Origin of the sequence: Pseudomonas sp. NA-150, assembly GCF_044336365.1 — a bacterium.
Classification (GTDB): domain Bacteria; phylum Pseudomonadota; class Gammaproteobacteria; order Pseudomonadales; family Pseudomonadaceae; genus Aquipseudomonas.
The window spans coordinates 930,982-955,782 of record NZ_CP172305.1 but is presented as its reverse complement, the minus strand read 5'-3'; the positions used below and the strand labels follow the sequence as shown (position 1 = coordinate 955,782).

Genomic DNA, 24,801 nt, shown 5'->3' with positions numbered 1-24,801 from the left:
TGGAGCTTTCATGACTGTTACCCGCCTGATCGTCCCCCTGAGCCTCGCCCTGCTTGCCGCCTGTGCGCAGCAACCCCGACAGATCGTCACTGTTGAAAAACAAGGCGAATGCCCACTGAAGCTGACAACCGGGCAAACCATCATCCTGACCCTGCCCAGCACCCCCGAAACCGGTTATCGCTGGACCGTGCAAAATCCTGCGCCCGGCGTTTTGCGCAGCCTCGGGCCGGAGGTGTACAGCAACCCGGAAAACGCAGGGTTGGTCGGCAGCGCCGGGCAATCGGTGTGGCGCTATCAGGCGGCTAATGCCGGAACCGGGCGTTTGCTGATGACCTATCAACAGCCCTGGGCACCTGAAGTAGCGCCGATGAAGACCTTCGATTGCTCGGTCACGGTCAATTAAAGATGAAGCCGAGGACCTGGTTGATTCTTGCACTGCTGGGTGCCCTGACCTTTTTATACGGCCTCAGTGTTCACTCCATCTGGATGTGCCTGCTCAGCAAACCCCTGCCGATTCTGGCGTTGTTGGGTTGGCTGCGCACGACTGCGATGGAAAGCTATCCACGCTGGATTGGCATCGGCCTGCTGTTTTCGTTGTTGGGTGATGTGCTGCTGGCCTGGCCGGCGGACTTGTTTGTGTTTGGGCTCGGCGCGTTTTTGTTTGCGCATCTGGCGTATCTGAAGGCGTACCTGAGCGATTGTCGGCGTCTTGCGCCCATGGCGCTGTTGCTGTCACTCAGCGTCGGTGGCGTATTGTTATCGGTGTTGGCGGCGCACGGCCTTGGCCCGTTGTTGATTCCGGTCACGGTCTACGCACTGGCCATCAGCGCGATGTTGTGGCGTGCGTTGGCGCGGTTGAATTCCGATGTTCATAAACGCTCGGCACGGCTGGCTGCAGCGGGCGCATTGCTGTTCGTGTTCTCCGACAGCCTGATCGGTATCAACCGCTTCGTCCTGCCCTTCGACGCCGCGCCGTACCTGATCATCCTCAGCTACTGGCTCGGACAATGGGCAATTACCGCGTCAGCCACCAAGGTCTCTGTAGGAGCGAACTTGTTCGCGAGGTGGTGTACCTGACTGACCGCGTCAAGCCGCTCGCCAACAAGTTGGCTCCTACAGACGGGACGCGTCGCTTCTCGGGCTCAAACTGGCTAAAATGCCGGCCTTTTCGCCATTCCGCTGGAACTGCCGTGAGCAAAGAACCCGATCGCATATTCGCCAAGCCTTTGGCTCAGGTGCCTGACTTCGCCTTCAACGAAGACGTAGTGCGGGTGTTCCCGGACATGATCAAGCGTTCGGTGCCCGGTTACCCGACCATCGTCGAGAACCTTGGGGTGCTGGCGGCGCAATTCGCCCAGCCCAATAGCGTGCTGTATGACCTCGGCAGTTCCCTCGGCGCCGTCACCCAGGCTTTGCGCCGCCATGTGCGCACGGAAGGCTGCAAGGTCATCGCTGTGGATAACTCGGCGGCGATGGTCGAACGCTGCCGCGAATACCTCAACGCGCAGAACTCGATGTACCAGGAATTACTGCCGGTCGAGGTGATCGACGGCGATATCCTCGCCCTGGAGTTCCAGCCCGCCTCGGTGGTGGCGCTGAACTTCACGCTGCAATTCATCGCCCCCGACCAACGCCTGGCCCTGCTCGGCCGGATTCGTCAGGCGCTGGTGCCGGGCGGCGCGTTGATCCTCTCGGAAAAACTGCGCTTCAACGATGATCAGGAACATGCGCTGCTCACCGATCTGCACATCGCGTTCAAACGCGCCAACGGCTATAGCGAACTGGAAATTGCCCAGAAGCGCAGCGCCATCGAAAACGTCATGAAACCCGACAGCCTCGACGAACACCGCGAACGCCTGCTGGCCGCTGGCTTTTCCAAGGTGGTGCCGTGGTTCCAGTGCCTTAACTTTGCCTCGTTGATTGCCTTGCCATGATTGATCTCGCTCCCCTGGTCCGCCGTCTGGCGGGCACCCCGCTGGCTGACTGGGCCAACGGCCTGCAAGCGCAACTCGATGCCAAGATGGAGAAAGGTCATGGCGACCTGGAGCGCTGGCAGAACGCGCTGGATTCGTTGCCGGCCATGATCCCGACCCGCGTCGACCTCGCGGATAGCTTCACCCTCGACAACGACTGCGACGCCGAGACCCGGGCCCGGGTGCACACGGCGCTGATGGGTCTGTCGCCGTGGCGCAAAGGACCGTTCGATGTGTTTGGCGTGCACGTCGACACCGAATGGCGCTCGGACTGGAAGTGGTCGCGGGTGTCGCCGCACCTGAATCTGAAAGGCAAACGCATTCTCGACGTCGGCTGCGGCAACGGTTATTACCAGTGGCGCATGCTCGGTGCCGGCGCCGATAGCGTGATTGGCGTCGACCCGAACTGGCTGTTTTTCTGCCAGTTCCAGGCCATGCATCGCTACCTGCCCGACCTGCCTGCCTGGCACCTGCCGTTCACCCTGGAGGACTTGCCAGCCCGACTGGAAGGCTTCGACACAGTGTTTTCCATGGGCGTGTTGTATCACCGCAAATCGCCCATCGACCACTTACTGGCGTTGAAAGACTGCCTGGTCAAGGGGGGTGAGTTGGTGCTGGAAACCATGGTGGTGGAAGGCGACGAACAGCAAGTACTGGTGCCGGAAGACCGCTATTCGCAGATGCGCAACGTGTGGTTTCTGCCGTCGGTGCCTGCGCTTGAGTTGTGGCTGCGGCGTGCAGGGTTTACTGATGTACGTTGCGTGGATGTCAGCACCACTACGGTCGAGGAACAACGCGGTACTGACTGGATGCGTTTTCAGTCGTTGAGTGACTATCTGGACCCGGCAGACCACAGCCGCACCGTTGAAGGATTGCCGGCACCGATGCGGGCTGTGATTGTGGCGCGTAAGCCTTAATCGCACTTCCAATCAATATGGGTGCGCAAATTCTGTAGGAGCGAACTTGTTCGCGAGCAGCTTTACGCGGGGTTTGCCTGACACTCCGCCTCGCGAACAAGTTCGCTCCTACAAAGGGATCAATTACGCCTTGGGTGCGGCCGCCACAATCAACGCTTTCATTTCGGACACTGCGGCCTTGAAGCCCACAAACAACGCATGCGCCACCAGCGCGTGGCCGATGTTCAGTTCGTTAATGCCTTTGATCGCCGCAACTGCTTCGACGTTGTGGTAGTGCAGGCCATGGCCGGCGTTGACGATCAGACCCTGGGCCACGCCAAACGCTACGCCGTCGGCAATGCGCTTCAGCTCTTCAGCCACTTCACTCGGCGATTCAGCATCAGCATAACGACCGGTGTGCAGCTCGACAGCCGGTGCGCCGACACGCTTGGACGCTGCAATCTGACGCTCGTCCGGGTCGATGAACAACGACACTTCGCAGCCGATCTTCGCCAGTCGCTCTACCGCCGCCTTGATCCGCGCTTCCTGCCCCGCCACGTCCAGACCGCCTTCGGTGGTCAGCTCCTGACGGGTTTCCGGTACCAGGCACACGTGGGCCGGACGGATGCGTTCGGCGAATGCGAGCATCTCTTCAGTGACGCCCATTTCGAAGTTCATGCGGGTTTGCAGCACGTCCTTGAGCAGCAACACGTCGCGCTCCTGGATGTGCCGACGGTCTTCACGCAGGTGCACGGTGATGCCATCGGCGCCCGCCTCTTCGGCATCCAGCGCCGCTTTCACCGGGTCCGGGTAACGGGTGCCACGGGCCTGACGCAGTGTGGCGACATGGTCGATGTTCACGCCAAGAAGAATGCGGGTGCTTTGGGTCACGGATGTCTCCTAACAATTTGATCAAAACAGACCGGGGCAGCATAAAGCTTGCTCACGGCTTGCGAAACAGTTCTCGGCTGACTAACGGACGGCCGCCCAAATGCACGGCCAGCGCCTGACGCATCAGACGCTTGGCCGCGGCCAGCGCGCCGGGTGCACTCCAGTCGGCTTCAGCCATGGCCAGCAACTCGACGCCCTGAAACACCCCCGGCTGCAACAGCCAGACGCGCTCCAGCCCCGCATCGACCTTCAGCCGGTACATACCGTCGGCTTCCACCGGATCGCCATTGATATCGGCGTGCAGGTCGAAGCCATAGCCCAGATCATCGAGCAATCGCCATTCGAACGAGCGCAGCAAAGGCTCCAGCGGCCGCCCGGCAGACAATGCCAGCAACGTCGCGGCATAGTGGTCGAACACGGCGGGATGCGGATCTTCGGCGGGTAGCAGGCGGATCAGCAATTCATTCAGGTACAGGCCACTGAACAGCGCGTCGCCGACCAGCCAGGTAGACAGACCGGCGCTTTCCATGCGGCCGACGTTCTTCAGCTCACCGCGTCCGCGAAACTCGACGTCCAGCGGAACGAAAGGTCTGGCCAAGGTGCCGGCCTTGCCGCGCGCACTGCGCAATACCGCGCGCAGCCGACCTTGGGGCGTGAGGAAATCCACCAGTGCGCTGCTTTCGCGATACGCCCGGCTGTGCAGCACATAAGCAAGTTGGCCGGTGGGCGTGCTCATCGTTCAGGCAGGCTCGCAGATCGCAGCAAAGAGGGAGGTGTAACGAAGATGAAGCTTGCCCGAGATGAGCCGGCGAGGCGACTCATCATCGGACAGTGAGGCTTACAGGTCGCCGTAGCCCAACGAACGCAGGGCGCGCTCGTCATCGGACCAGCCGCCTTTGACCTTGACCCACAGGTTGAGCATGACCTTGGAGTCGAACAGCAACTCCATGTCCCGGCGCGCGTCGGTGCCGATACGTTTGATCCGCTCACCCTTGTCGCCAATGATGATTTTCTTCTGGCCGTCACGCTCCACCAGAATCAACGCGTGGATGTGCAGGGTCTTGCCTTGTTGCTTGAATTCTTCGATTTCCACGGTGATCTGATACGGCAGTTCGGCACCGAGCTGACGCATGATCTTTTCCCGAACCAGCTCGGCCGCAAGGAAACGGCTGCTGCGGTCGGTGATCTGATCTTCCGGGAAGAAGTGTTCGTTTTCCGGAAGATGAGCGGCGATCAGGCCCTCCAGCGCTTCAAGGTTGTGACCTTGCTGTGCAGAGATCGGCACGATCTGCGCATTCGGCAGTTGGCCTTGCAGCCACTCCAGGTGCGGCATCAGCGCGGCTTTGTCTTCGATACGGTCGGTCTTGTTGATCGCCAGGATCACCGGGCCTTGCACGTACTGCACGCGTTCGAGAACCATCTGGTCTTCTTCGGTCCAGCGGGTGCGATCGACCACAAAAATCACAACATCGACGTCTTTCAACGCCGCCGAAGCGGTTTTGTTCATGTAGCGGTTGAGGGCTTTCTCACCGTTTTTGTGCATGCCAGGCGTGTCGACGTAGACCGCTTGCACGGTGCCTTCAGTCTTGATCCCGAGCATGTTGTGACGGGTGGTCTGCGGCTTGCGCGAAGTGATCGCCAGCTTTTGTCCGAGAATGTGGTTCAGCAGCGTGGATTTGCCCACGTTGGGCCGGCCAACAATGGCGACATAGCCACAGCGTGTTGCAGTTGAATCAGTCATGACCGTTCTCCACGCCAAGAGCGATGAGTGCTGCGGCCGCTGCTACCTGTTCGGCAATGCGACGGCTGACACCCTGGCCCCGGCTTTTTTCATTCAATAAGGTGATCTCGCACTCGACGAAGAACGTCCGGCAGTGCGGCTCGCCCTGGATATCCACCACTTCGTAACGCGGCAGTTCACAGGCACGCGACTGCAGAAACTCCTGCAGCCGGGTTTTCGGATCTTTGTTGGTATCGACCAGCGTCAGGCTGTCGAACTCGGTGGTCAGCCAGGCCAGTACGCGTTCGCGCGCCATGTCCATGCCAGCATCTAGGTAGATCGCACCGATCAGCGCTTCAAGGGCGTCGGCCAGAATCGATTCACGACGGAAGCCGCCGCTCTTCAGCTCGCCGGAACCCAGACGCAAGTACTCGCCCAGATCGAAACCACGGGCCAGCAATGCCAGTGTCTCGCCCTTCACCAGGCGTGCGCGCAGGCGCGACAACTGACCTTCGCGCGCCAGTGGGAAGCGATCGAACAGGGCTTCACCGGCGACGAAATTGAGGATGGCATCACCGAGAAACTCCAGGCGCTCGTTATTGCGACCGGCAAAGCTGCGGTGTGTCAGGGCCAGGACCATCAGTTCCTGGTCTTTGAAGGTATAGCCGAGCTGACGCTCCAGGCGACTCAAGGAAACGCTCACGGTTTAGCCACGCTGAATTCGTGGTCGAACTTCACCACCAGATCGATGTTCTGAATCAGTGGCTCACGTTCTTCATAGTTCAAATGGGCCAAGAACTGATTGTCCTTCACCGTCACACTTAACGCCTTTTCCAAATCCAAGTCCCGAATGCTGTTGACCTGCATGCCTTTTCTGACATAACTGTAAAAATCGCTGACTGTCGTAACATCCAGCGCTTTGTCGGTTCCGACCGAGCTGATGATTTTCTTCATCGACATATAGTCGAGGTAATGCGGAATCACTTTGAATGCCGTGCTCGCCACGAAAGCGACCAGAGCCAGGGCGATAATCCAGCCCAGGAACGACAATCCCTTCTGCGAACCGGCAAACTTCATGTTTGACCTCAAGCGTAGCTGCTGTTCAGAGCCAGCAAGGTGAGTTGTTTCAACGCCGGCATTTCGAGCCAGCCCAAACGACATACGGCGCTGTAGAGTACAGCGCCGCATGGGCTACTTGATCAGGCCAACCCGAGAGAAATTCGGCAGATGGCTCAGTTTCGGCTCAGGCCAGCTCATCCATACTGCGAAGGCTTTGCCGACGATGTTCTTGTCCGGGACCATGCCCAACTCGTCTTTCCGGATATTCGGATCATCCCAGAAGCGACTGTCGTTCGAGTTGTCGCGGTTGTCACCCATCATGAAGTAGTGCGCGGCCGGCACCGTCCATTCATGATCAGGCGGCGCGCGGTAGCGGGTCATTTCCTCGCGGATCTGATGCTCTACTTCGCCCAGCTTCTCGTTGTACAACTGAGCGCTGCCCAAGGTGCCCGGCTCGGCGCCGATCAACTGCTTGGCCACCAGTCCACCGTTGACGAACAGCTGCTTGTCATTGGTGTAACGAATGCGGTCACCCGGCAAGCCGACGACACGTTTGATGTAGTTGACGCTCGGGTCGCTTGGGTAGCGGAACACCATCACATCGCCGCGCTGTGGATCACCGACATGGATCACCTTCTCATCCAGCACCGGCAAGCGGATACCGTAGGAGAATTTGTTCACCAGGATGAAATCGCCCACGTCCAGCGTTGGCTTCATCGACCCCGAAGGGATCTGGAACGGCTCTACCAAAAAGGAGCGTAATACCAGCACGATGAACAACACCGGAAAGAACGATTTGCCGTATTCAACCAGCAGGGGTTCTTTGTTCAGACGCTCGACGACAGCGACGTCTGGCTGGCTCACGCTGCCCTGATAAGTCACTATCGCTGTCTTCCGGCGCGGTGCCAGAATCAACAGATCGAGCAAAGCAAGCACACCGCAGACAATGACAGCGATGACCAACAACAGCGGGAAATTTAGTGACATAGGACCTAACTATCCAACCTGAGCACTGCAAGGAAGGCTTCTTGTGGAATTTCCACGTTACCGACTTGCTTCATGCGTTTTTTACCGGCCTTTTGCTTCTCGAGCAATTTACGCTTACGGCTGACGTCACCACCGTAACACTTGGCCAGTACGTTCTTTCTGAGCGCCTTGACGGTTGTACGCGCCACAACCTGCCCACCAATGGCGGCCTGGATTGCCACGTCGAACATCTGCCGCGGGATCAGTTCTTTCATCTTTTCAGTTAACGCGCGACCTTTGTAGTTCGCGTTGTCACGGTGCACGATCAACGCCAGGGCGTCGACTTTTTCGCCGTTGATCAACACATCAAGCTTGACCAGGTTGGCGGACTGATAACGGTTGAAATGGTAGTCCAGAGACGCATAACCACGGCTCACCGACTTGAGACGGTCGAAGAAGTCGAGGACCACTTCGTTCATCGGCAAGTCGTAACTGACTTGAACCTGAGTGCCAAGGAACAGCATGTCGTGTTGTACACCGCGTTTCTCGATGCACAGCGTAATGACGTTCCCAAGGTGCTCTTGCGGCACAAGAATATTGGCCCGCACGATCGGCTCACGCATGTCTTCGACAGCAGACTGATCCGGGAGCTTGGACGGGTTATCGACGTAAATCGTTTCACCGGTCTTCAACAATAGTTCGAAAATCACCGTTGGCGCGGTGGTAATCAGGTCCAGGTCGTACTCGCGCTCGAGACGTTCCTGGATGATTTCCATGTGCAGCATGCCGAGGAAGCCGCAACGGAAGCCGAACCCCAGGGCGTCGGAGCTTTCCGGCGCGTACTGCAGAGAGGAGTCGTTCAGCGTGAGCTTCTGCAGCGCTTCGCGGAAGTCTTCGAAATCGTCGGAGCTGACCGGGAACAGACCGGCGTAAACCTGCGGCTGGATACGCTTGAAGCCAGGCAACACGTCGACATCCGGCGTGGTGCTCAGGGTCAGGGTGTCACCGACCGGGGCGCCGTGAATGTCTTTGATACCGGCGATGATGAAGCCTACTTCGCCGGCTTTCAGATCTTCGGTCTGGGTGTGTTTCGGGGTGAATACGCCGACGCTGTCCACCAGGTGCAACTTGCCGGTGGATTTCACCAGGATCTTGTCGCCCTTCTTCACGCGGCCGTGACGTACACGGACCAGCGAGACGACGCCCAGGTAGTTGTCGAACCAGGAGTCGATGATCAACGCTTGCAGCGGATCTTCGATGTTGCCGGTCGGCGCGGGGATGGTGTGAACCAGACGCTCCAACACTTCATCGACGCCCAGACCGGTTTTGGCCGAACAGGCGACCGCGTCGGTGGCATCGATGCCGATGATCTTCTCGATTTCTTCCTTGACGCGGTCCGGGTCGGCCTGCGGCAAGTCGATCTTGTTCAGTACCGGCATGACCTCAAGGCCCTGCTCGATAGCGGTGTAGCAGTTGGCGACGGACTGGGCTTCTACGCCTTGACCGGCATCGACCACCAGCAGCGCGCCTTCACAGGCGGCCAGGGAACGGCTGACTTCATAGGTGAAGTCCACGTGGCCCGGGGTGTCGATGAAGTTCAACTGGTAGGTAATACCGTCCTGCGCCGTGTAGTACAGGGTAACGCTGTGGGCCTTGATGGTGATGCCGCGTTCGCGCTCGAGGTCCATGGAGTCAAGGACTTGAGATTCCATCTCGCGCTCGGACAGGCCGCCGCACATCTGGATGAAACGGTCAGCCAGAGTCGACTTGCCATGGTCAATGTGGGCGATGATGGAGAAATTGCGGATATGACTCAAATCACTCACGGATCAACACTCAAAAAGGCTGCAGGCCGATTGCCCGCCGAAAAATAGCCGGGAATTGTACCTGATTGAAGGCCGGGGCGTCACGTTCGCAGGTCACGTCAACGGTCAGTCAGCGCAATCTCTGGACGACAGGCACAAAAAAGGGCGGTGATCACCGCCCTTTTTGTTTTACAACGGCTTACTCAGACAGTTTGAAGGTGATGAAGCTGGCACGCTTGTCACGCAGGACCCGCATGGACACCGAACGATTCTTCGGCAGACCTTTGGCGATCTCGGTGAAGTTTTTGGTCGACGTGATCGCCTGGTTGTCCAGGTGAGTGATCACATCGCCCGATTGCAGGCCAATGCGCGCGGCAGGACTGTCATCTTCAACGTCCTTGATGACCACGCCACCTTTGAGGTCCCAGGTTTTCTTCTGTTCGTCGGTCAGTTCGACCACCGAAACCCCCAGGCGATTACTGCTGCGCGCGGCGCTACCACCGTCCGAAGCACCCATTTCCTGGCCTTCTTCAGGCAAGGCACCGACGGTCACGGTCAAGGTTTGACGCTTGCCGTCACGAATCACTTCCAGGTCGGCCTTGCTGCCGTCTTTCATGTTGCCGACCAAGTGTGGCAAATCGGCAGACATGACAATAGGCTGACCGTTGGCGCTGAGGATCACATCACCCACTTGCACGCCACCTTTGGCCGCCGGGCCGTTTTCCAGCACCTGGGCAACCAGCGCGCCGGCCGGCTTGTCCAGACCGAAGGACTCAGCCAGGTCTTTGTTGACCTCCTGGATCACCACGCCCAGCCAGCCGCGACTGACCTTGCCGCCTGTCTTCAGCTGATTGGCCACATCCATCGCGACATCGATCGGAATCGCGAAAGACAAGCCCATGAAACCGCCGGAACGGGTGAATATCTGCGAGTTGATGCCCACCACTTCACCCGCCATGTTGAACAGCGGACCACCGGAGTTACCCGGGTTGATCGCAACGTCGGTCTGGATGAACGGTACATAAGTGTCGTTTGGCAGGCTACGGCCCTTGGCGCTGACGATACCTTTGGTCACCGAGTGGTCGAAACCGAACGGCGAGCCGATGGCCAGCACCCACTCACCGACTTTCAGCTTGTCGGAGTTACCGATTTTGACGGTCGGCAGGTCCTTGCCTTCGATTTTCAGCACCGCAACGTCGGTGCGCGGGTCGGTGCCCACCAGCTTGGCTTTCAACTCGCTACGATCGGAAAGACGCACGATGATTTCGTCTGCGCCGTCGATCACGTGGTTGTTGGTCAGTACATACCCGTCGGCAGAAATGATAAAGCCCGACCCTAGAGACTGGACTTCACGCTGACGGTCGGATTTCGGGGGACGCTGATTCTTCGGCATGTTGTGCTCGAAAAATTCGCGCAATTGCGGCGGCAGACCGTCCAGATCGGGCATCTGACTGTTGTTCGAGGCGACACGATCCGGCATTTTCTGATGGGTACTGATGTTGACTACGGCTGGCGATGCCTGCTCAACCAGACCGGTAAAGTCTGGCAAGGCCTCCGCCTGGGCGACGGCCATCTGACTCAGCATCAACACAGCTGCAACGAGTGACAAATAAGACTTCAAGCGTGGTATCAACATACGACTCCCGTTCACAACGAGCATGGTTAAGCCATGCGAACCGACCGGCCCACACAGCTAGCGCATCGCAGATAACTGCGGTGGCGGCATTCTGTCAGTCAGTTTTTCTGATCCAGAAACGACTAAGGCCAGGGCTGCCAAGCCATGACCTATAGAAAAAATCGATTTTATTTGCAACCTGAAAAGTTCACCAAACATTTCAGTTTCTCAACCGCAGGACAAGCTCAGGCCTGCCCCGTCGATAAAAAGGCCTGAGAAAAGCATCACTCGTCTCAGGCATTAGCCCCGCCATTATTGGTCAGACCAGTCATTTGGTGACCTGTTTGGCCTGCGGCTCCGAGTTGCGCATCGACAACGCAATACGTTCAGCGGTACCAATCGGAATTTCGCCGACCACGGTGACCATCGAGTCGCCGGACGCTGTCGAAACCTTCCTCGATACCGCCACGGTTGGCCCCAGCTGAGTACGGATATCCGGCACGGTGGCGCCATTGAGCGGTTCGATAAACACCGAGAAACGGGCCAGACCATCGCCATACATCAAATTGGTGACCGTGACCTTGGTTTCAGGGTCCTTGCGTGCGCCACTGCCGCTCAATTCAAATCCATCGGGTAACCAATCAGAGTGCCAGGTCGCTGGCGCACTGGGTGTTTCGTCTTTTTTCGCAACTTGGATCGGCTTGCAATCGGCGCTGGCTTCGAGCATTTGATCGGTGGGCACGTCCTTGGTATCCAGCTCAGTGAACTGGAAACGCTCAAGGAGTTGCCCCTTGTCGTTCAGCAGCAACGACTTGAGCGGCAACGCAGTTTCTTTGTCCAGATGCAGCTCAACACCGTAACGATGCTGATCGCGCGGCGTCATCGCCACGATGATCGCATCACGACCGGCCACCCGCGACTTGCCGACGATGTTCATTTCGTAGAAAGCGGAGAGTTTTTGCGGATCAAGGCCTTTCACTGGCGAGTTGGGCTGATTGCCAACGCCCGCGACAAGAGTGCCGCTGACGCATTGGGTTTGCCCATCGACTCGCAACACTTCCTGCGCTGAACCATCCAGCTGAAGCAGGTGCTCACGAACCTTGCCGTCGGTCACCCGATGCCAGATTCGATGAGTAGAGAAGCTGCCGTTACGCTCGTAAACGAAAGTACCTTCGAAGCTTTGCTGCTGTTCCGCTAGCGCAAGACGCTTGAGCAGGTCTTGCGCATCCTCGGCATGCGCTGGAAGAACCAGCCATCCACCGAGCAGGAGCGGCAATAGAGGGATGGCGCGCATGATCCTCCTTAACGGTTTTCCAGGCTGGCAGCGCGAGCATAAGGCAATGCGCTTTCAGTCCCCTTCAACGCGGCTTGCTGAGCATGTTGACGCAGATAACCTGGCAAACGTTGGTCGTGCCAGCCCGGTTGACCTTGCAACACTCCACTGGCCATCGGGCCTGGAGCCTGCTCGGCGCTTTCATTGTAGCCGGCCAAAACCGCTGGACCTTTTACTTGTGGTACCGAAAGCGTAGACGACTGGGTCTGTGGCGCCTGCTGTTGAGCCAGTTCGACACCCTTGATGTCATCCTGGTTGTACAGACGCACGCCAGCCAGTACGGCAAGCGTCACCGAAGCGGCGACCGCCAGGCGACCGAGGCTGCGCCATAGGCTGCGAGGGACCTTGGCAGGGCTGTCTTCTTCGGCGATAGCGGCAGATACGGCTGCCGAGATATCCAGACGAGGCAGTATCAGATCCTTGTGCATGGCTGCACGAGCAACCTGGTAACGCGACCATGTGGCCCGTGTATCCGCATCGTCGAAGGCGTTCAGCACCCGACGTAATTCCAGCTCGTCTGCTTCGTTATCCATCACTGCGGACAGCGATTCCTGCAGGGCTTCACGACTCATGGCGGTTCCTCTCTTGGCTATCGCCGCTGTCTCAGGATTCCTGCAACAGCGGTTGCAGGGCTTTATCGATGGCTTCCCGAGCGCGGAAAATCCGAGATCGCACGGTACCCACCGGACACTGCATGACGCTCGCAATGTCCTCGTAACTCAGACCATCAAATTCACGTAAAGTTAGTGCCGTACGCAAATCTTCTGGAAGTAACTGGATAGTTCGATGGACGGTGCCCTCGATCTCATCCCTTAACAACGCACGCTCTGGCGACTCGATATCCTTGAGGCCATGATCGCCGTCGTAGAATTCTGCGTCTTCAGACCTAACATCACTGTCCGGCGGCCGACGGCCACGAGAAACCAGATAGTTCTTTGCCGTGTTAATGGCAATGCGGTACAGCCATGTATAAAAGGCGCTGTCGCCGCGAAAATTCCCCAGTGCGCGATAGGCTTTGATAAAGGCCTCTTGCGCAACATCCTGGGCTTCATGGGTGTCGTGCACAAAACGCACGATCAACCCGAGAATTTTGTGCTGGTATTTCAGCACGAGCAGATCAAAAGCTCGCTTGTCGCCGCGCTGTACGCGCTCGACCAGCTGCTGATCCTCTTCCTGGGTTAGCATGAACACTCCTCGGTGAGCTTGAGGGAGTGTTGCATCAGCCGTTGAACTGGCTTGCAAACATAGACTCGGGCTTTTCGCAAAAGTTCTCCCCCTTCAAGCAAGTTTCCTGCGAGCCATGATTTAACCCGCACGAAAAACGCAGCGCGGACAGGGCCGGCTGCGGAAATAATCTTGTCGTCGAATCTTGCAGTGACAGTTGCCTGAACCCCGCACATAACCGACGCGTCCCTTTATAGGCAACCTGCTATTGAGCCCGGTCTTGTATGAAAAGTTCCCGGATTTCGCCTTCAGGTGCAATAACCCTACCTTTGCTTTCGCAAAAATCTGATTCAGCGCTGAAACACTGGAATCACCGACCTTCTATCTGAAAAACGGTAGGCATGTTCCTTCAGACTAGAGCACAATCCGAGCCCGCTGTGGTTTCACAATGCCATAAATGCTCGGCTATTGTGCCGCTCCACCCCTCTATATACTAGTGGCCGCTGCGCGCGGAGTTCTGAGATGAGCCAACAATTTCAACATGACGTCCTCGTGATCGGCAGCGGTGCCGCCGGGCTCAGCCTTGCGCTGACCTTGCCCAGCCACCTGCGCATTGCCGTCTTGAGCAAGGGCGATCTGGCCAACGGCTCGACATTCTGGGCACAGGGTGGCGTTGCGGCCGTCCTCGACACCGCCGACACCGTCCAATCCCATGTCGAAGACACGCTCAATGCCGGCGGCGGCCTGTGCCATGAAGACGCCGTGCGCTTTACCGTCGAACATAGCCGGGCCGCCATTCAGTGGCTGATCGATCAGGGCGTGCCCTTTACTCGCGACGAACAGGCGACGGTCGAAGACGGTGGATTCGAGTTTCACCTGACCCGTGAAGGCGGTCACAGCCATCGGCGCATCATCCATGCCGCCGACGCAACCGGCGCCGCGATCTTCAATACGCTGCTGGAACAAGTGCGTCAGCGACCCAACATCGAGCTGCTGGAACAGCGGGTTGCGGTCGACTTGATCACCGAACGCCGGCTGGGTTTGCCCGGCCAGCGCTGCCTGGGTGCCTATGTGCTCAATCGCGCCAGCGGCGAAGTCGACACCTACGGTGCACGCTTTACCATTCTGGCCTCGGGCGGTGCCGCCAAGGTCTACCTGTACACCAGCAACCCCGATGGCGCCTGCGGTGATGGCATCGCCATGGCCTGGCGCTCCGGCTGCCGGGTGGCAAACCTGGAGTTCAACCAGTTTCATCCGACGTGCCTGTATCACCCACAAGCCAAGAGCTTTTTGATCACCGAGGCCCTGCGCGGCGAAGGCGCCTATCTCAAGCTGCCGAATGGCGAACGTTTCATGCAACGCTTCGACCCTCGGGCTGAACTGGCGCCTCGGGACATCGTGGCGCGCGCCATCGACCACGAAATGAAGCGGCTGGGTGTCGACTGCGTGTACCTGGACATCACCCACAAATCGGAAGAATTCATCAAGACCCACTTCCCGACGGTCTATGAACGCTGCCTGGAATTTTCCATCGACATCACCAAACAACCGATCCCGGTGGTGCCGGCTGCGCACTACACCTGCGGCGGGGTGATGGTCGACGAGCACGGTCGCACCGATGTGCCCGGCCTGTACGCCATTGGCGAAACCAGCTTCACCGGCCTGCACGGCGCCAACCGCATGGCCAGTAATTCGCTGCTGGAATGTTTCGTTTACGCTCGCTCTGCGGCCACCGATATCCTTGCTCAACTGCCGAACGTCGCGCAGCCAAAACCGCTGCCGACGTGGGACGCCAGTCAGGTGACCGATTCCGATGAAGACGTGATCATCGCGCATAACTGGGATGAACTGCGGCGATTCATGTGGGACTACGTCGGTATCGTGCGCACCAACAAACGCCTGCAGCGGGCTCAGCACCGTGTGCGTTTGCTGCTGGACGAAATCGACGAGTTCTACAGCAACTATAAAGTCAGCCGCGACCTGATCGAGTTGCGGAATCTGGCACAAGTGGCTGAACTGATGATCCGCTGTGCCATGGAACGCAAGGAAAGCCGCGGCCTGCACTACACCCTGGATTATCCGGAAATGCTGCCCGAAGCGCTGGACACTATTCTGCGGCCGCCCACCTACGCCGACTGAATTTCAAGCGCACGCGCAACCGTCGGTGGACATCCGGCGGCAGCGCGTCGCGGGGAATGCACAGCCCGCGCAGTCGACGCTCAAACAACGGGCGCTTGCCAATCAGGCGAAAGCGCAGAACCACCGTCAATGGCAGTGCCAGACTGTCGCGTCGCAACTGCACCGCCTGCCAGCCGCCAGCCGCACTCCATAACTGCCATCCGTCGGCATCGCGCCGTAGCCCGGTGAATGCCGAAGCGTGGTTCAGCAGGATAAAACGCGGTAACGCCCACACCCCATGGACCAGGCACGACACCACGCCGAGCGCGCACGCCCAGACGGGAATATCCAGAAAATATAACGAAACCAGCGCCAGCGCCTGGCTGATCAGATATGCCGCCAGCAACAGCCGAGAGGCCTGCCAACGGCATTCGAAACGATCACTGCGGCTGGACACGGTCCAGAATCATGCGAACCATGCGCTGCAATTCTGCGTCTTCCGACTCGGCGCGCTGCATGAACCAGCCGAACATGTCCTGGTCTTCACTGGTCAGCAACCGGCGATACAGGTCGCGATCGACATCATTCAGGGTGGGATAAACTTCTTTTACGAAAGGTACCAGCAACACATCCAGCTCTAGCATGCCGCGACGGCTGTGCCAGTAAAGCCGGTTGAGTTCGATGTCATCGACCATGGAGCGCTCCTCAAATAGGCGGCAAGTATACAGGCGCAGCTCCCCTCCTCGCACTGAGCTTTGGTCGCAGCAGTTTTCAGTAGACATACTTTTCAGTAGACGGACTAAAGGCCTGTACCCATTATGCGAACACCGCACTATTATGACCCCCTAGACTTTTTACCCTGCGATGACCAATGGCCGACTCCGCTTTTTTCTGCACGCTGTCCCACGAGGGCGTTCTTGCCGTCCGCGGCCCTGACGCCAGCAAATTCCTTCAAGGCCAGTTGACGTGCAACCTCAACTACCTGAATGACACCACCGCGACCCTCGGTGCGCGCTGCACGCAAAAAGGGCGCATGCAGTCGAGTTTCCGGATCTTGCTGGAAGGTGACGGTTGCCTGTTGGCGATGGCATCGGAGCTGATCGAGCCGCAATTGGCGGATCTGAAAAAATACGCGGTGTTTTCCAAATCGAAACTGACTGACGAAAGCGCCGGCTGGGTTCGCTTTGGCGTCGACCACGGCGACGCTGCGTTGCTGGCACTGGGACTGGATCTACCGCCTGCGTCAGACGCCGCTGTACGCGCCAATGGTTTGATCGCGATTCGTGTGTCGCCGAACCGCGCCGAACTGTGGCTAGCGGCGGATCAGGCCGACAGCGTGCGCGCCAGTCTCGCGGCGTACCTGACTGAAGGTTCACTGAACAATTGGCTGCTGGGGCAGATTCGCGCCGGCATCGGTCAAGTCATGCCAAGCACCCGCGAAACCTTTATCCCGCAAATGCTCAATTTGCAGGCAGTGGGCGGCGTGAGCTTCAAGAAAGGCTGCTACACCGGGCAGGAAATCGTCGCGCGCATGCAGTACCTGGGCAAACTCAAGCGCCGGCTGTATCGCCTGACCCTGGCCGGCACTGAAGCCCCAGAGCCGGGCGTCGAGTTGTTCTCGCCGGTGCACGGCAGCGCAGTGGGTGAAGTGGTGATTGCGGCCAACAGCAGCGACGGTATCGAACTGCTGGCGGTACTACAGGACAACGCGGTAGAAGACGGTCATATTCATCTGGGCGCGGCCGATGGCCCAACACTGCAATTGACACACCTGCCATACACACTCGACGCAAAACTCGAAACCCAGCGCTAAGCGGCACGCCCCTCCGCCCTTGGCGATGGGGCACGAACCACGCAACACCTACGAGACGCGACATGAGTACGATGGCTGACACGGTTCAAAGGGACTTGATCAAGGCAATCAATAACGATGCGTTATTTTTGCCGACGTTGCCGGAAGTGGCGCTGAAGATTCGTGTCGCCGCAGAAAATCAGGACATCAGCGTCAGCGGTTTGAGCAAAGTCATCGGCAGCGATACGGCGCTTTCCGCGCGTCTGATCAAGGTGGTAAACAGCCCGCTGATGCGCGGCAACTCCGAAGTCAGCGACCTGCACACCGCCATCACTCGCCTGGGTATCAATTACAGCTGCAACCTGGCCATCGGGCTGGTGGTGGAACAGATGTTCCAGGCCAAGTCCGAGGTGATCGAGCAGAAGATGCGCGACGTCTGGAAGCAAAGCCAGCACGTGGCGGGTATCAGTTACGCACTGTGCCGCAACCACACTCACCTCAAACCCGACCAGGCGACATTGGCGGGCATGGTGCATTTGATCGGGGTTTTGCCAATCCTGACCTACGCCGAAGACCACTATGAACTGCTGTCAGACCCGGTCAGCCTCAACCATGTGATCGAAAGCATCCACCCAATCATCGGCGAGAAACTGCTCAGGGCCTGGGAGTTCCCGGAACCGCTGGCCAAGCTGCCGGGGCAATTCCAGAACCTGTTCAATCGGGATGCAAAGCAGGTCGATTACGTCGATCTGGTGCAAATTGCGACGGTACACAGCCACCACGGCACCCGCCATCCTTACGGTGACATCGCACTCGACAGCCTGCCCGCCTTCGCACGCCTGGGTCTTGATCTCGAAGACGGCAAACTGGTCGTTGAAATGAATGAAGCAATGACCCTGCTTGTCTAGACAGCGCACGACGTATGCGCTCGCTGAAGGAGCAACCGGTCGACGCCCGATTGTTCGCGAGCGCGGTGTGCCAGGCTCCCCTCATCGCAGCCCTCGCCAACAAGTTGGCTCCTACAGTGAAGAGGACCGCACAGACAACCCATCAAACCACCAAAAACCTCACCCGCACCTTCAACCCGCGTTCCGCCCCGTCATGCAAACTGATCTGCGCCAGGTGCGCGCGGCAGATTTCACCGACTATCGCCAAGCCCAAACCCGAGCCACTGCCCTGCTGCTGCCGACGATAAAAGCGCTCGAACACCCGCTCGCGCTCGGCTTCGGGAATCCCCGGCCCGTCATCTTCGACCTCCAGCACGCCCGGCGCATAGACGCGTAAAACCACGTTGCCACCCGACGGGGTATGCGCCAAGGCATTGTCCACCAGGTTGCTCAGTAGCTCGTTGAGCAAGGTCGGCTCGCCGCGCAACCACACCGGTTCAGAGGCTTCCAACGCTAAGGCCACGCCCCGCGCGTGGGCCAACGGTGCCATGGCCATACCGAGTTCGCGGGCCAACTGGCTGAGATCCAGCAACTGCGCGCCACCCTCCGCAATCGCCCGCGCGCCGTTTTCGATGCGCGCCAGCGACAACAGTTGGTTGGCCAGGTGTGTCAGTCGATCCGTGCCTTGCGCGGCGGCTTCCAGGGTAGTACGCCAGTGGGCCGGTTCGTTATCGCGCAACCCCAACTCGACCCGCGCCTTGAGCGCCGCCAATGGGGTGCGAAGTTCGTGGGCAGCGTCGGCAATAAACTGCGACTGACGCTCGAATTGCACTCGCAGACGTTCAGTAAAGTGATTGAGCGCACCCACCAGCGGCCGCAATTCGTGCTGCACCTCCACCAACGGCAACGCTCGCAGATCATCCGGCTGCCGCTCTTCGACTGCCGTGCGCAGGCGCTCCAGCGGGCGCAACGCCGCACTCACGGTGAACCACACCAGCACCAATGCCCCGCCGCCCAACATGCCCAGGCGCAATAAGGTATCGGCCATCAAGCTGCGGGCCATGCGGACCCGCGCTTCCTCGGTTTCGGCGACGCGAATTTCCGCCATGCCATTGATATTCGGCTCGCTGACCGGCTTGAGCAGGCTGACCACGCGCACATCCTGGCCCAGATAACGGCCGCTGTAGAAGCTCGCCAACGCCGGATAATCATCCGTGCGCAACGTACCCGGTGGCGGCGCCGGCAGGTTTTCGTAACCGGAAATCAGCTTTTGGTTGATGTCGTTGACCTGGTAATAAATGCGCCCCGCACTGTCGTAGGCGAAGGTATCGAGGGCGACGTAAGGCACGTCGGCACTCAGCCCGCCGTCACGCTCGGAAAGACCGGCGGCGATGGTGCGTGCCGAAGCCAACAGGGTGCGGTCATACGCGGTATCTGCGGCTTCGCGACCATTCCAGTAAGCGCTCAAGCCGCTGGCGAGCATCAACACAATCAGCAGTAGGCCGAGGTTCCACAGCAATCGCCAACGCAGGCTATTGGTCCGCGAGTGCTCGATATCAGGCATCGCGGCTTTCCAGCAGATAACCAAGGCCACGAAAAGTCACGATGGCTATCGGCTGCCCATCGAGCTTTTTGCGCAGGCGATGCACGTAGATTTCGATGGCATCGGGGCTGGCTTCTTCATCCAGGCCAAACACTTGAGCCGCCAACTGCTCTTTGCTCATGACCCGTCCAGGGCGCGCAATCAGTGCTTCAAGCACCGCTTGTTCACGGGAAGTCAGCGTCAGCAGTTCATTGCCCAGGGTGAAACGACGCGTGTCGAGGTCATAGACCAGCACACCGCAGCGCTGTTGCCGCTCGCCACCCAGTACACTGCGCCGCAACAGCGCCTTGACCCGCGCTTCCAGTTCGGACAGTTCGAACGGTTTGGCCAGGTAATCGTCGGCGCCCAGATTGAGACCATGGACCCGATCCTTGACGTCGCTGCGAGCGGTCAGCATCAGCACCGGCAGGTTCTTGCCCCGGGCACGCAAGCGCGCCAGCACCTCGAAACCATCCAGCCGTGGTAAACCGACGTCCAGAACAGCCACCGCATATTCCTCGCTGCTCAATGCCAGATCGGCAGCGACCCCATCGTGCAGCACGTCGACGGTCAACCCCAGCCCCTTGAGGGCCTGGCCAACGCTTTCGGCGAGCTGCAGATGATCTTCCACGAGAAGAACACGCATCGACTTCTCCAGATTCTTGGACTTATCAAAGCGCGGAGTTTACAGCCGCATCGGCCGCTGTGGAGGGCGCATGATCACAACCAGCGCCGAAAGGTAAATTGAAAGGTTACTGAAAGCTTCACCCTTTAGGATCCCGAAACGAAGAACGCCACGATGCGTTTTCAAAGCCTGGCCTTCACCACGGCTGGCTCACAATAAGAACAATAACGGAGTGCCCCATGACCCCATCCTTGCGTCGTTTCGCCCTGGCTGCCAGTTGTCTGCTGGTCGCCACCCAATTGTGCGCCGCCGAACCCAAGCGTCCCGAATGCATCGCCCCGGCCTCCCCCGGTGGTGGTTTTGACCTGACCTGCAAACTGGCGCAGAGCGCGCTGGTCAACGAGAAACTGCTGAGCAAACCCATGCGCGTGACCTACATGCCCGGAGGCGTGGGCGCGGTGGCCTACAACGCGGTGGTCGCTCAACGGCCCGCGGACGCCGGCACGCTGGTGGCCTGGTCCAGCGGCTCATTGCTGAATCTGGCGCAAGGCAAGTTCGGCCGCTTCGACGAAAGCGCCGTGCGTTGGCTGGCCGCGGTGGGCACCAGCTATGGCGCCATTGCGGTGAAAAACGATTCGCCGTACAAAAATCTCGACGATCTGGTCAAGGCACTGCGGGCAGACCCGAGCAAAGTGGTGATCGGCTCCAGCGGTACCGTCGGCAGCCAGGACTGGATGCAGACCGCACTGATCGCCAAGGCCGCCGGCATCAACCCGCGCGACCTGCGTTACGTTGCCCTCGAAGGCGGTGGTGAAATCGCCACCGCACTGCTCGGCGGGCACATTCAAGTCGGCAGCACCGACATTTCCGACTCCATGCCCCACGTTATCAGCGGTGACATGCGCCTGCTGGCGGTGTTCGCCGAGCAGCGTCTGGACGAGCCGGAAATGAAAAACATCCCCACCGCCAAGGAACAGGGCTACAACATCGTCTGGCCGGTGGTTCGCGGTTTCTACCTGGGGCCCAAGGTCAGCGACGAAGAGTACGCTTGGTGGAAAGCGGCCTTCGACACCCTGCTGGCCTCGAAGGACTTCGCCACATTGCGCGACCAACGCGAGCTGTTCCCTTTCGCCATGACCGGCGACGAACTGGACAAGTACGTGAAAAAACAGGTCGCCGACTACAAGATCCTGGCCAAGGAATTTGGCCTGATTCAGTGATCGCACTCAATTGATATCAGTGGCTGCGCGCGCCTTCGGGCGTCGCGCGGCACAGGAGTTCCCCATGCTTTTACAACGACTCTTCGCCTCGGCGTTGCTGCTGGCGTGTGCCGGTCTGGCGTTGATGGCCTGGCCGTATCAGGCAGCCTACTCCTACGAGCCTGTAGGACCACGAGCCTTTCCGCTGTTGATGCTCGGCCTGATGATGGCCGGCCTGCTGTACATGCTGTTGCGCCCGACAGCCATCGTCCATAGCGACGACGAGCCCGCGCTGGATCAACCGACCCTGATCAAGATCAGCCTGTGCGTCGTCTTGTTGCTGGTGTTCGCCGGATTGTTCGAACCGCTGGGATTCATCCTCAGCAGCATGCTGATCGGCATTCCCATGGCACGCCTGTATGGCGGGCGCTGGGACCTGAGTGTGCTGGTCGTGACCTTGATGAGCGTCGGCCTTTACCTGCTATTCGATAAAGCCATGGACGTTCCGTTACCCCTGGGCCTGCTCGACGTTCTGGAGAATTGACATGGAAACTTTCAGCTACTTGAGCCAGGGCTTCGGCGTTGCGCTGACCCCGTACAACCTGATCACTGCGCTGTGTGGCACCTTGATCGGTACCGTCGTCGGATTGCTGCCGGGCCTCGGTCCGATCAACGGCGTCGCACTGCTGATCCCGATCGCCTTCGCCCTTGGTCTGCCACCTGAATCGGCACTGATCCTGCTGGCTGCGGTGTACCTGGGGTGTGAATATGGCGGGCGGATCAGTTCGATCCTACTGAACATCCCCGGCGAGGCGTCCACCGTCATGACCACCCTCGACGGCTACCCAATGGCGCGTCAGGGCTTGGCCGGCGTCGCCTTGTCACTGTCTGCCTGGAGTTCATTCATCGGCGCTTTAATCGCTACCTGCGGCATGGTGTTGTTCGCGCCGTTGTTGGCCAAGTGGGCCATTGCCTTCGGCCCGGCAGAATATTTCGTACTGATGGTGTTCGCGATTGTCTGCCTCGGCGGCATGGCCGGTGATCGTCCGCTGAAAACGTTTATCGCAGCGTTGATCGGCCTGTTTCTGTCGAGTGTCGGCATCGACGCCAACAGCGGTGTGTACCGTTTCACTGGCGACAACATCCACATGGCCGACGGCATTCAGTTCGTGGTGTTGGTGCTGGGTCTGTTTTCGATCAGCGAAATCCTGCTGTTGCTGGAAAAAACCCATCGCGGCCAGGAGGCGGTCAAAGCCACCGGGCGCATGATGTTCAACCTCAAGGAAGCCAGCGCGGTGTTGATGGTCAACCTGCGCTGCGGTCTGCTGGGCTTCATCATGGGCGTGCTGCCGGGGGCCGGCGCGACATTGGCCAGTGCCGTGGCCTACATGACCGAGAAACGTCTGGCGGGCAAGGACGGTAAATTCGGACAAGGCGACCTGCGCGGTCTGGCCGCGCCGGAAACCGCCATCGGTGGCGCGGCTTGCGGCGCGCTGGTGCCGATGCTGACCCTCGGCGTACCCGGCTCGGGCACCACGGCGGTGATGATCGGCGCACTGTCGCTGTACAACATCACCCCCGGCCCGCTGCTGTTTCAGCAACAGCCGGACATCGTCTGGGGCCTGATCGCCTCGTTGTTCGTCGCCAACGTCATGCTGGTGATCCTCAACATCCCGATGATCCGCATCTTCACCCGCATCCTCAGCGTGCCGAACTGGGCGCTGGTGCCGGTGATCGCCATCATCACCGCGATTGGCGTCTACGCCGTGCACGCCACCACCTTCGACCTGTTCATGATGGTCGGCATCGGCATCTTCGGCTACGCCTTGCGCAAGATGGACTTCCCTCTGTCGCCGATCCTGCTGGGCTTTATCCTCGGCGGCCTGATGGAACAGAACGTGCGCCGCGCACTGTCGATTTCCAACGGTGCGCTGGAGATTCTGTGGTCGAGTCCCATCACCTTCAGCATCTGGGTGCTGACCGTGATCATGCTGCTGATGCCGCTGCTGCGGATCTGGCGTAAACGTTCGAGCCAGCGGCGCGCCCTCGCCGATGCCTGATCGCGCCTTCAAAGCCTGGTGGGGCACGCCGCTGATCGGCCTGCTCGGTGGCTACCTCGCCAGCCAGGTCGGCTGGCCGTTGCCGTGGATGGTCGGCTCGTTGTTGGCGATCATCCTGGTGCGCACGTTGACACCGTGGCAACTGGGGGAAATCCCCGGCGGGCGCAAATGTGGGCAATGGATCGTCGGCATCGGCATTGGCTTGCACTTCACGCCGTTGGTCATCGAACAGGTGCTTTCGCATTTCGGTCTGATCTTCTCCGGTGCGCTGGTCACCAGCGTTTCCAGCGTGGTCGGTGTGTGGTTGATGCGCCGTACCGGCGAAGACCGCGCCACCGCATTTTTTGCCAGCATGCCTGGCGGCTCAGGGGGAAATGGTCAACCTCGGTGCACGCAATGGCGCCGTGCTCAGCAGCGTCGCCGCCGGGCAAAGCTTGCGGGTGTTGATGGTGGTGCTGTGTGTGCCGGCGCTGTTCAAGTACGTGTCGGGTGACGGTGCGCCTGCATTGCAACCGGCAACGGTGGACTGGCCTTGGCTGTTGCTGCTATTTCCGGCGGGAGGCGTGCTGGCCTGGTTATGGCAACGCTTGAAGCAACCCAATCCCTGGCTGTTCGGCCCCTTGCTGCTCAGCGCTACCGTGAGCATCGCCTGGGACTTGCACATCGGTTTGCCGAAGGGCGGTAGTCAGGTCGGGCAGTGGTTGATCGGCAGCGGCCTGGGCTGTCATTTCAACCGCTCGTTCTTTCGCCGTGCACCGTCGTTCATTGGCCGGACACTGCTGGGAACCGCCCTGACCATGCTCATCGCCGCACTCGCTGCCCTGGGCTTGAGCGCGATGACCCATCTGGATCTGCGCTCGCTGACCCTGGGCATGATGCCCGGTGGCATTGCCGAAATGAGCCTGACGGCAGAAGTGTTGCAGTTGTCGGTGCCGCTGGTCACGGCGATGCAGGTGATGCGCTTGTTGTTTGTGTTGTTTTTGGCTGAGCCGCTGTTCAGGCATTGGGATCGACGGCCCAATTGACACTGTGTTTATTGGAAAACCTGTAGGACGGTTGATTCAAGACATGGACTCTCCAAAGGGTTCCTAGCCGATCGCGACCGGTATGTATCTC

At 59.3% G+C, this 24,801-nt stretch carries 25 protein-coding genes and 1 pseudogene; 11 read left to right on the top strand and 15 right to left on the bottom strand.

The window, feature by feature from the left end; translation table 11 throughout:
* Window positions 1–10: 10 nt before the first annotated feature.
* The 4 genes from ACF0H7_RS04630 (at window position 11) to cmoB (ending at window position 2,890) form a co-directional block, all read left to right on the top strand.
* Complete coding sequence (locus tag ACF0H7_RS04630) at window positions 11–403, top strand: protease inhibitor I42 family protein (protein ID WP_397451623.1); 393 nt, start codon at window positions 11–13, stop codon at window positions 401–403.
* Between the two features lie 2 nt (window positions 404–405).
* Window positions 406–1,077 carry a lysoplasmalogenase gene (locus ACF0H7_RS04625; protein ID WP_397451622.1) on the top strand — a complete coding sequence of 224 codons (672 nt, stop codon included), beginning with the start codon at window positions 406–408 and terminating at the stop codon, window positions 1,075–1,077.
* 113 nt (window positions 1,078–1,190) lie between these two features.
* Window positions 1,191–1,934: a carboxy-S-adenosyl-L-methionine synthase CmoA gene (gene cmoA, locus ACF0H7_RS04620; RefSeq protein ID WP_397451621.1), complete on the top strand. Its 744-nt coding sequence runs from the start codon at window positions 1,191–1,193 to the stop codon at window positions 1,932–1,934.
* Window positions 1,931–2,890 carry a tRNA 5-methoxyuridine(34)/uridine 5-oxyacetic acid(34) synthase CmoB gene (cmoB, locus tag ACF0H7_RS04615; RefSeq protein ID WP_397451620.1) on the top strand — a complete coding sequence of 320 codons (960 nt, stop codon included), beginning with the start codon at window positions 1,931–1,933 and terminating at the stop codon, window positions 2,888–2,890. Before cmoA ends, cmoB begins: the two co-directional genes overlap by 4 nt.
* A gap of 123 nt (window positions 2,891–3,013) precedes the next feature.
* Here cmoB and pdxJ read toward each other — a convergent pair whose 3' ends face one another.
* The 11 genes from pdxJ to rpoE form a co-directional block, all read right to left on the bottom strand.
* The gene (gene pdxJ, locus ACF0H7_RS04610) at window positions 3,014–3,760 is read right to left on the bottom strand and encodes a pyridoxine 5'-phosphate synthase (protein WP_397451619.1); all 747 of its coding nucleotides are present in this window, start codon (window positions 3,758–3,760) and stop codon (window positions 3,014–3,016) included.
* Between the two features lie 52 nt (window positions 3,761–3,812).
* On the bottom strand, window positions 3,813–4,496 hold the full coding sequence (gene recO, locus ACF0H7_RS04605) for a DNA repair protein RecO (RefSeq protein WP_397451618.1): 684 nt from the start codon (window positions 4,494–4,496) through the stop codon (window positions 3,813–3,815).
* 102 nt (window positions 4,497–4,598) lie between these two features.
* Window positions 4,599–5,501, bottom strand: a complete 903-nt coding sequence (gene era, locus ACF0H7_RS04600; RefSeq protein WP_397451617.1) for a GTPase Era — start codon at window positions 5,499–5,501, stop codon at window positions 4,599–4,601.
* Window positions 5,494–6,183, bottom strand: coding sequence for a ribonuclease III (gene rnc / locus ACF0H7_RS04595; protein WP_397451616.1), 690 nt, complete (start codon window positions 6,181–6,183; stop codon window positions 5,494–5,496). The genes era and rnc overlap by 8 nt, the downstream gene beginning before the upstream one ends.
* Complete coding sequence (locus ACF0H7_RS04590) at window positions 6,180–6,557, bottom strand: DUF4845 domain-containing protein (RefSeq protein WP_397451615.1); 378 nt, start codon at window positions 6,555–6,557, stop codon at window positions 6,180–6,182. The genes rnc and ACF0H7_RS04590 overlap by 4 nt, the downstream gene beginning before the upstream one ends.
* A gap of 114 nt (window positions 6,558–6,671) precedes the next feature.
* Window positions 6,672–7,526, bottom strand: coding sequence for a signal peptidase I (gene lepB / locus ACF0H7_RS04585; RefSeq protein WP_397451614.1), 855 nt, complete (start codon window positions 7,524–7,526; stop codon window positions 6,672–6,674).
* Window positions 7,527–7,531: 5 nt separating this feature from the next.
* Window positions 7,532–9,331 (bottom strand): translation elongation factor 4, encoded by a 1,800-nt coding sequence (lepA, locus tag ACF0H7_RS04580; RefSeq protein WP_397451613.1) that lies wholly within the window; start codon window positions 9,329–9,331, stop codon window positions 7,532–7,534.
* A gap of 178 nt (window positions 9,332–9,509) precedes the next feature.
* On the bottom strand, window positions 9,510–10,946 hold the full coding sequence (locus tag ACF0H7_RS04575) for a DegQ family serine endoprotease (RefSeq protein WP_397451612.1): 1,437 nt from the start codon (window positions 10,944–10,946) through the stop codon (window positions 9,510–9,512).
* A 307-nt stretch (window positions 10,947–11,253) separates the two neighbouring features.
* Window positions 11,254–12,219 carry a MucB/RseB C-terminal domain-containing protein gene (locus ACF0H7_RS04570; RefSeq protein WP_397451611.1) on the bottom strand — a complete coding sequence of 322 codons (966 nt, stop codon included), beginning with the start codon at window positions 12,217–12,219 and terminating at the stop codon, window positions 11,254–11,256.
* A gap of 8 nt (window positions 12,220–12,227) precedes the next feature.
* On the bottom strand, window positions 12,228–12,830 hold the full coding sequence (locus ACF0H7_RS04565; protein WP_397451610.1) for a sigma-E factor negative regulatory protein: 603 nt from the start codon (window positions 12,828–12,830) through the stop codon (window positions 12,228–12,230).
* A 31-nt stretch (window positions 12,831–12,861) separates the two neighbouring features.
* Entirely contained in the window at window positions 12,862–13,443 is a 582-nt protein-coding gene (gene rpoE / locus ACF0H7_RS04560) for an RNA polymerase sigma factor RpoE (protein ID WP_020288878.1), read from the bottom strand.
* Between the two features lie 501 nt (window positions 13,444–13,944).
* Here rpoE and nadB point away from each other — a divergent pair.
* Window positions 13,945–15,561, top strand: coding sequence for an L-aspartate oxidase (nadB, locus tag ACF0H7_RS04555; protein ID WP_397451609.1), 1,617 nt, complete (start codon window positions 13,945–13,947; stop codon window positions 15,559–15,561).
* On the opposite strand, the gene ACF0H7_RS04550 is transcribed toward nadB, so the two are convergent.
* Both ACF0H7_RS04550 and ACF0H7_RS04545 read right to left on the bottom strand, forming a co-directional pair.
* The gene (locus tag ACF0H7_RS04550) at window positions 15,530–15,997 is read right to left on the bottom strand and encodes a protein YgfX (protein WP_397451608.1); all 468 of its coding nucleotides are present in this window, start codon (window positions 15,995–15,997) and stop codon (window positions 15,530–15,532) included. The genes nadB and ACF0H7_RS04550 overlap by 32 nt on opposite strands.
* Window positions 15,981–16,235, bottom strand: coding sequence for a succinate dehydrogenase assembly factor 2 (locus tag ACF0H7_RS04545; RefSeq protein WP_397451607.1), 255 nt, complete (start codon window positions 16,233–16,235; stop codon window positions 15,981–15,983). Before ACF0H7_RS04545 ends, ACF0H7_RS04550 begins: the two co-directional genes overlap by 17 nt.
* 176 nt (window positions 16,236–16,411) lie before the next feature.
* Here ACF0H7_RS04545 and ACF0H7_RS04540 point away from each other — a divergent pair, with 176 nt between their 5' ends.
* Both ACF0H7_RS04540 and ACF0H7_RS04535 read left to right on the top strand, forming a co-directional pair.
* Window positions 16,412–17,353, top strand: a complete 942-nt coding sequence (locus ACF0H7_RS04540) for a YgfZ/GcvT domain-containing protein (RefSeq protein ID WP_397451606.1) — start codon at window positions 16,412–16,414, stop codon at window positions 17,351–17,353.
* Window positions 17,354–17,415: 62 nt separating this feature from the next.
* Window positions 17,416–18,240, top strand: a complete 825-nt coding sequence (locus tag ACF0H7_RS04535) for an HDOD domain-containing protein (RefSeq protein ID WP_397451605.1) — start codon at window positions 17,416–17,418, stop codon at window positions 18,238–18,240.
* 142 nt (window positions 18,241–18,382) lie between these two features.
* Here the strand turns inward: ACF0H7_RS04535 and ACF0H7_RS04530 are convergent, their stop codons facing one another.
* Together ACF0H7_RS04530 and ACF0H7_RS04525 are read right to left on the bottom strand one after the other, a co-directional pair.
* Window positions 18,383–19,783: a sensor histidine kinase gene (locus tag ACF0H7_RS04530; protein WP_397451604.1), complete on the bottom strand. Its 1,401-nt coding sequence runs from the start codon at window positions 19,781–19,783 to the stop codon at window positions 18,383–18,385.
* Window positions 19,776–20,447: a response regulator gene (locus ACF0H7_RS04525; protein ID WP_397451603.1), complete on the bottom strand. Its 672-nt coding sequence runs from the start codon at window positions 20,445–20,447 to the stop codon at window positions 19,776–19,778. The genes ACF0H7_RS04530 and ACF0H7_RS04525 overlap by 8 nt, the downstream gene beginning before the upstream one ends.
* A gap of 218 nt (window positions 20,448–20,665) precedes the next feature.
* Between ACF0H7_RS04525 and ACF0H7_RS04520 the strand changes: the two genes are divergently transcribed.
* The 4 genes and pseudogenes from ACF0H7_RS04520 (at window position 20,666) to ACF0H7_RS04505 (ending at window position 24,710) form a co-directional block, all read left to right on the top strand.
* Window positions 20,666–21,646, top strand: coding sequence for a Bug family tripartite tricarboxylate transporter substrate binding protein (locus ACF0H7_RS04520; protein ID WP_397451602.1), 981 nt, complete (start codon window positions 20,666–20,668; stop codon window positions 21,644–21,646).
* Window positions 21,647–21,710: 64 nt separating this feature from the next.
* Complete coding sequence (locus tag ACF0H7_RS04515; RefSeq protein WP_397451601.1) at window positions 21,711–22,169, top strand: tripartite tricarboxylate transporter TctB family protein; 459 nt, start codon at window positions 21,711–21,713, stop codon at window positions 22,167–22,169.
* 1 nt (window position 22,170) lies between these two features.
* Window positions 22,171–23,685, top strand: a complete 1,515-nt coding sequence (locus tag ACF0H7_RS04510; protein ID WP_397451600.1) for a tripartite tricarboxylate transporter permease — start codon at window positions 22,171–22,173, stop codon at window positions 23,683–23,685.
* A pseudogene (locus tag ACF0H7_RS04505) lies at window positions 23,678–24,710 on the top strand (AbrB family transcriptional regulator). The gene ACF0H7_RS04510 and the pseudogene ACF0H7_RS04505 overlap by 8 nt, the downstream one beginning before the upstream one ends.
* Window positions 24,711–24,801: the final 91 nt, after the last annotated feature.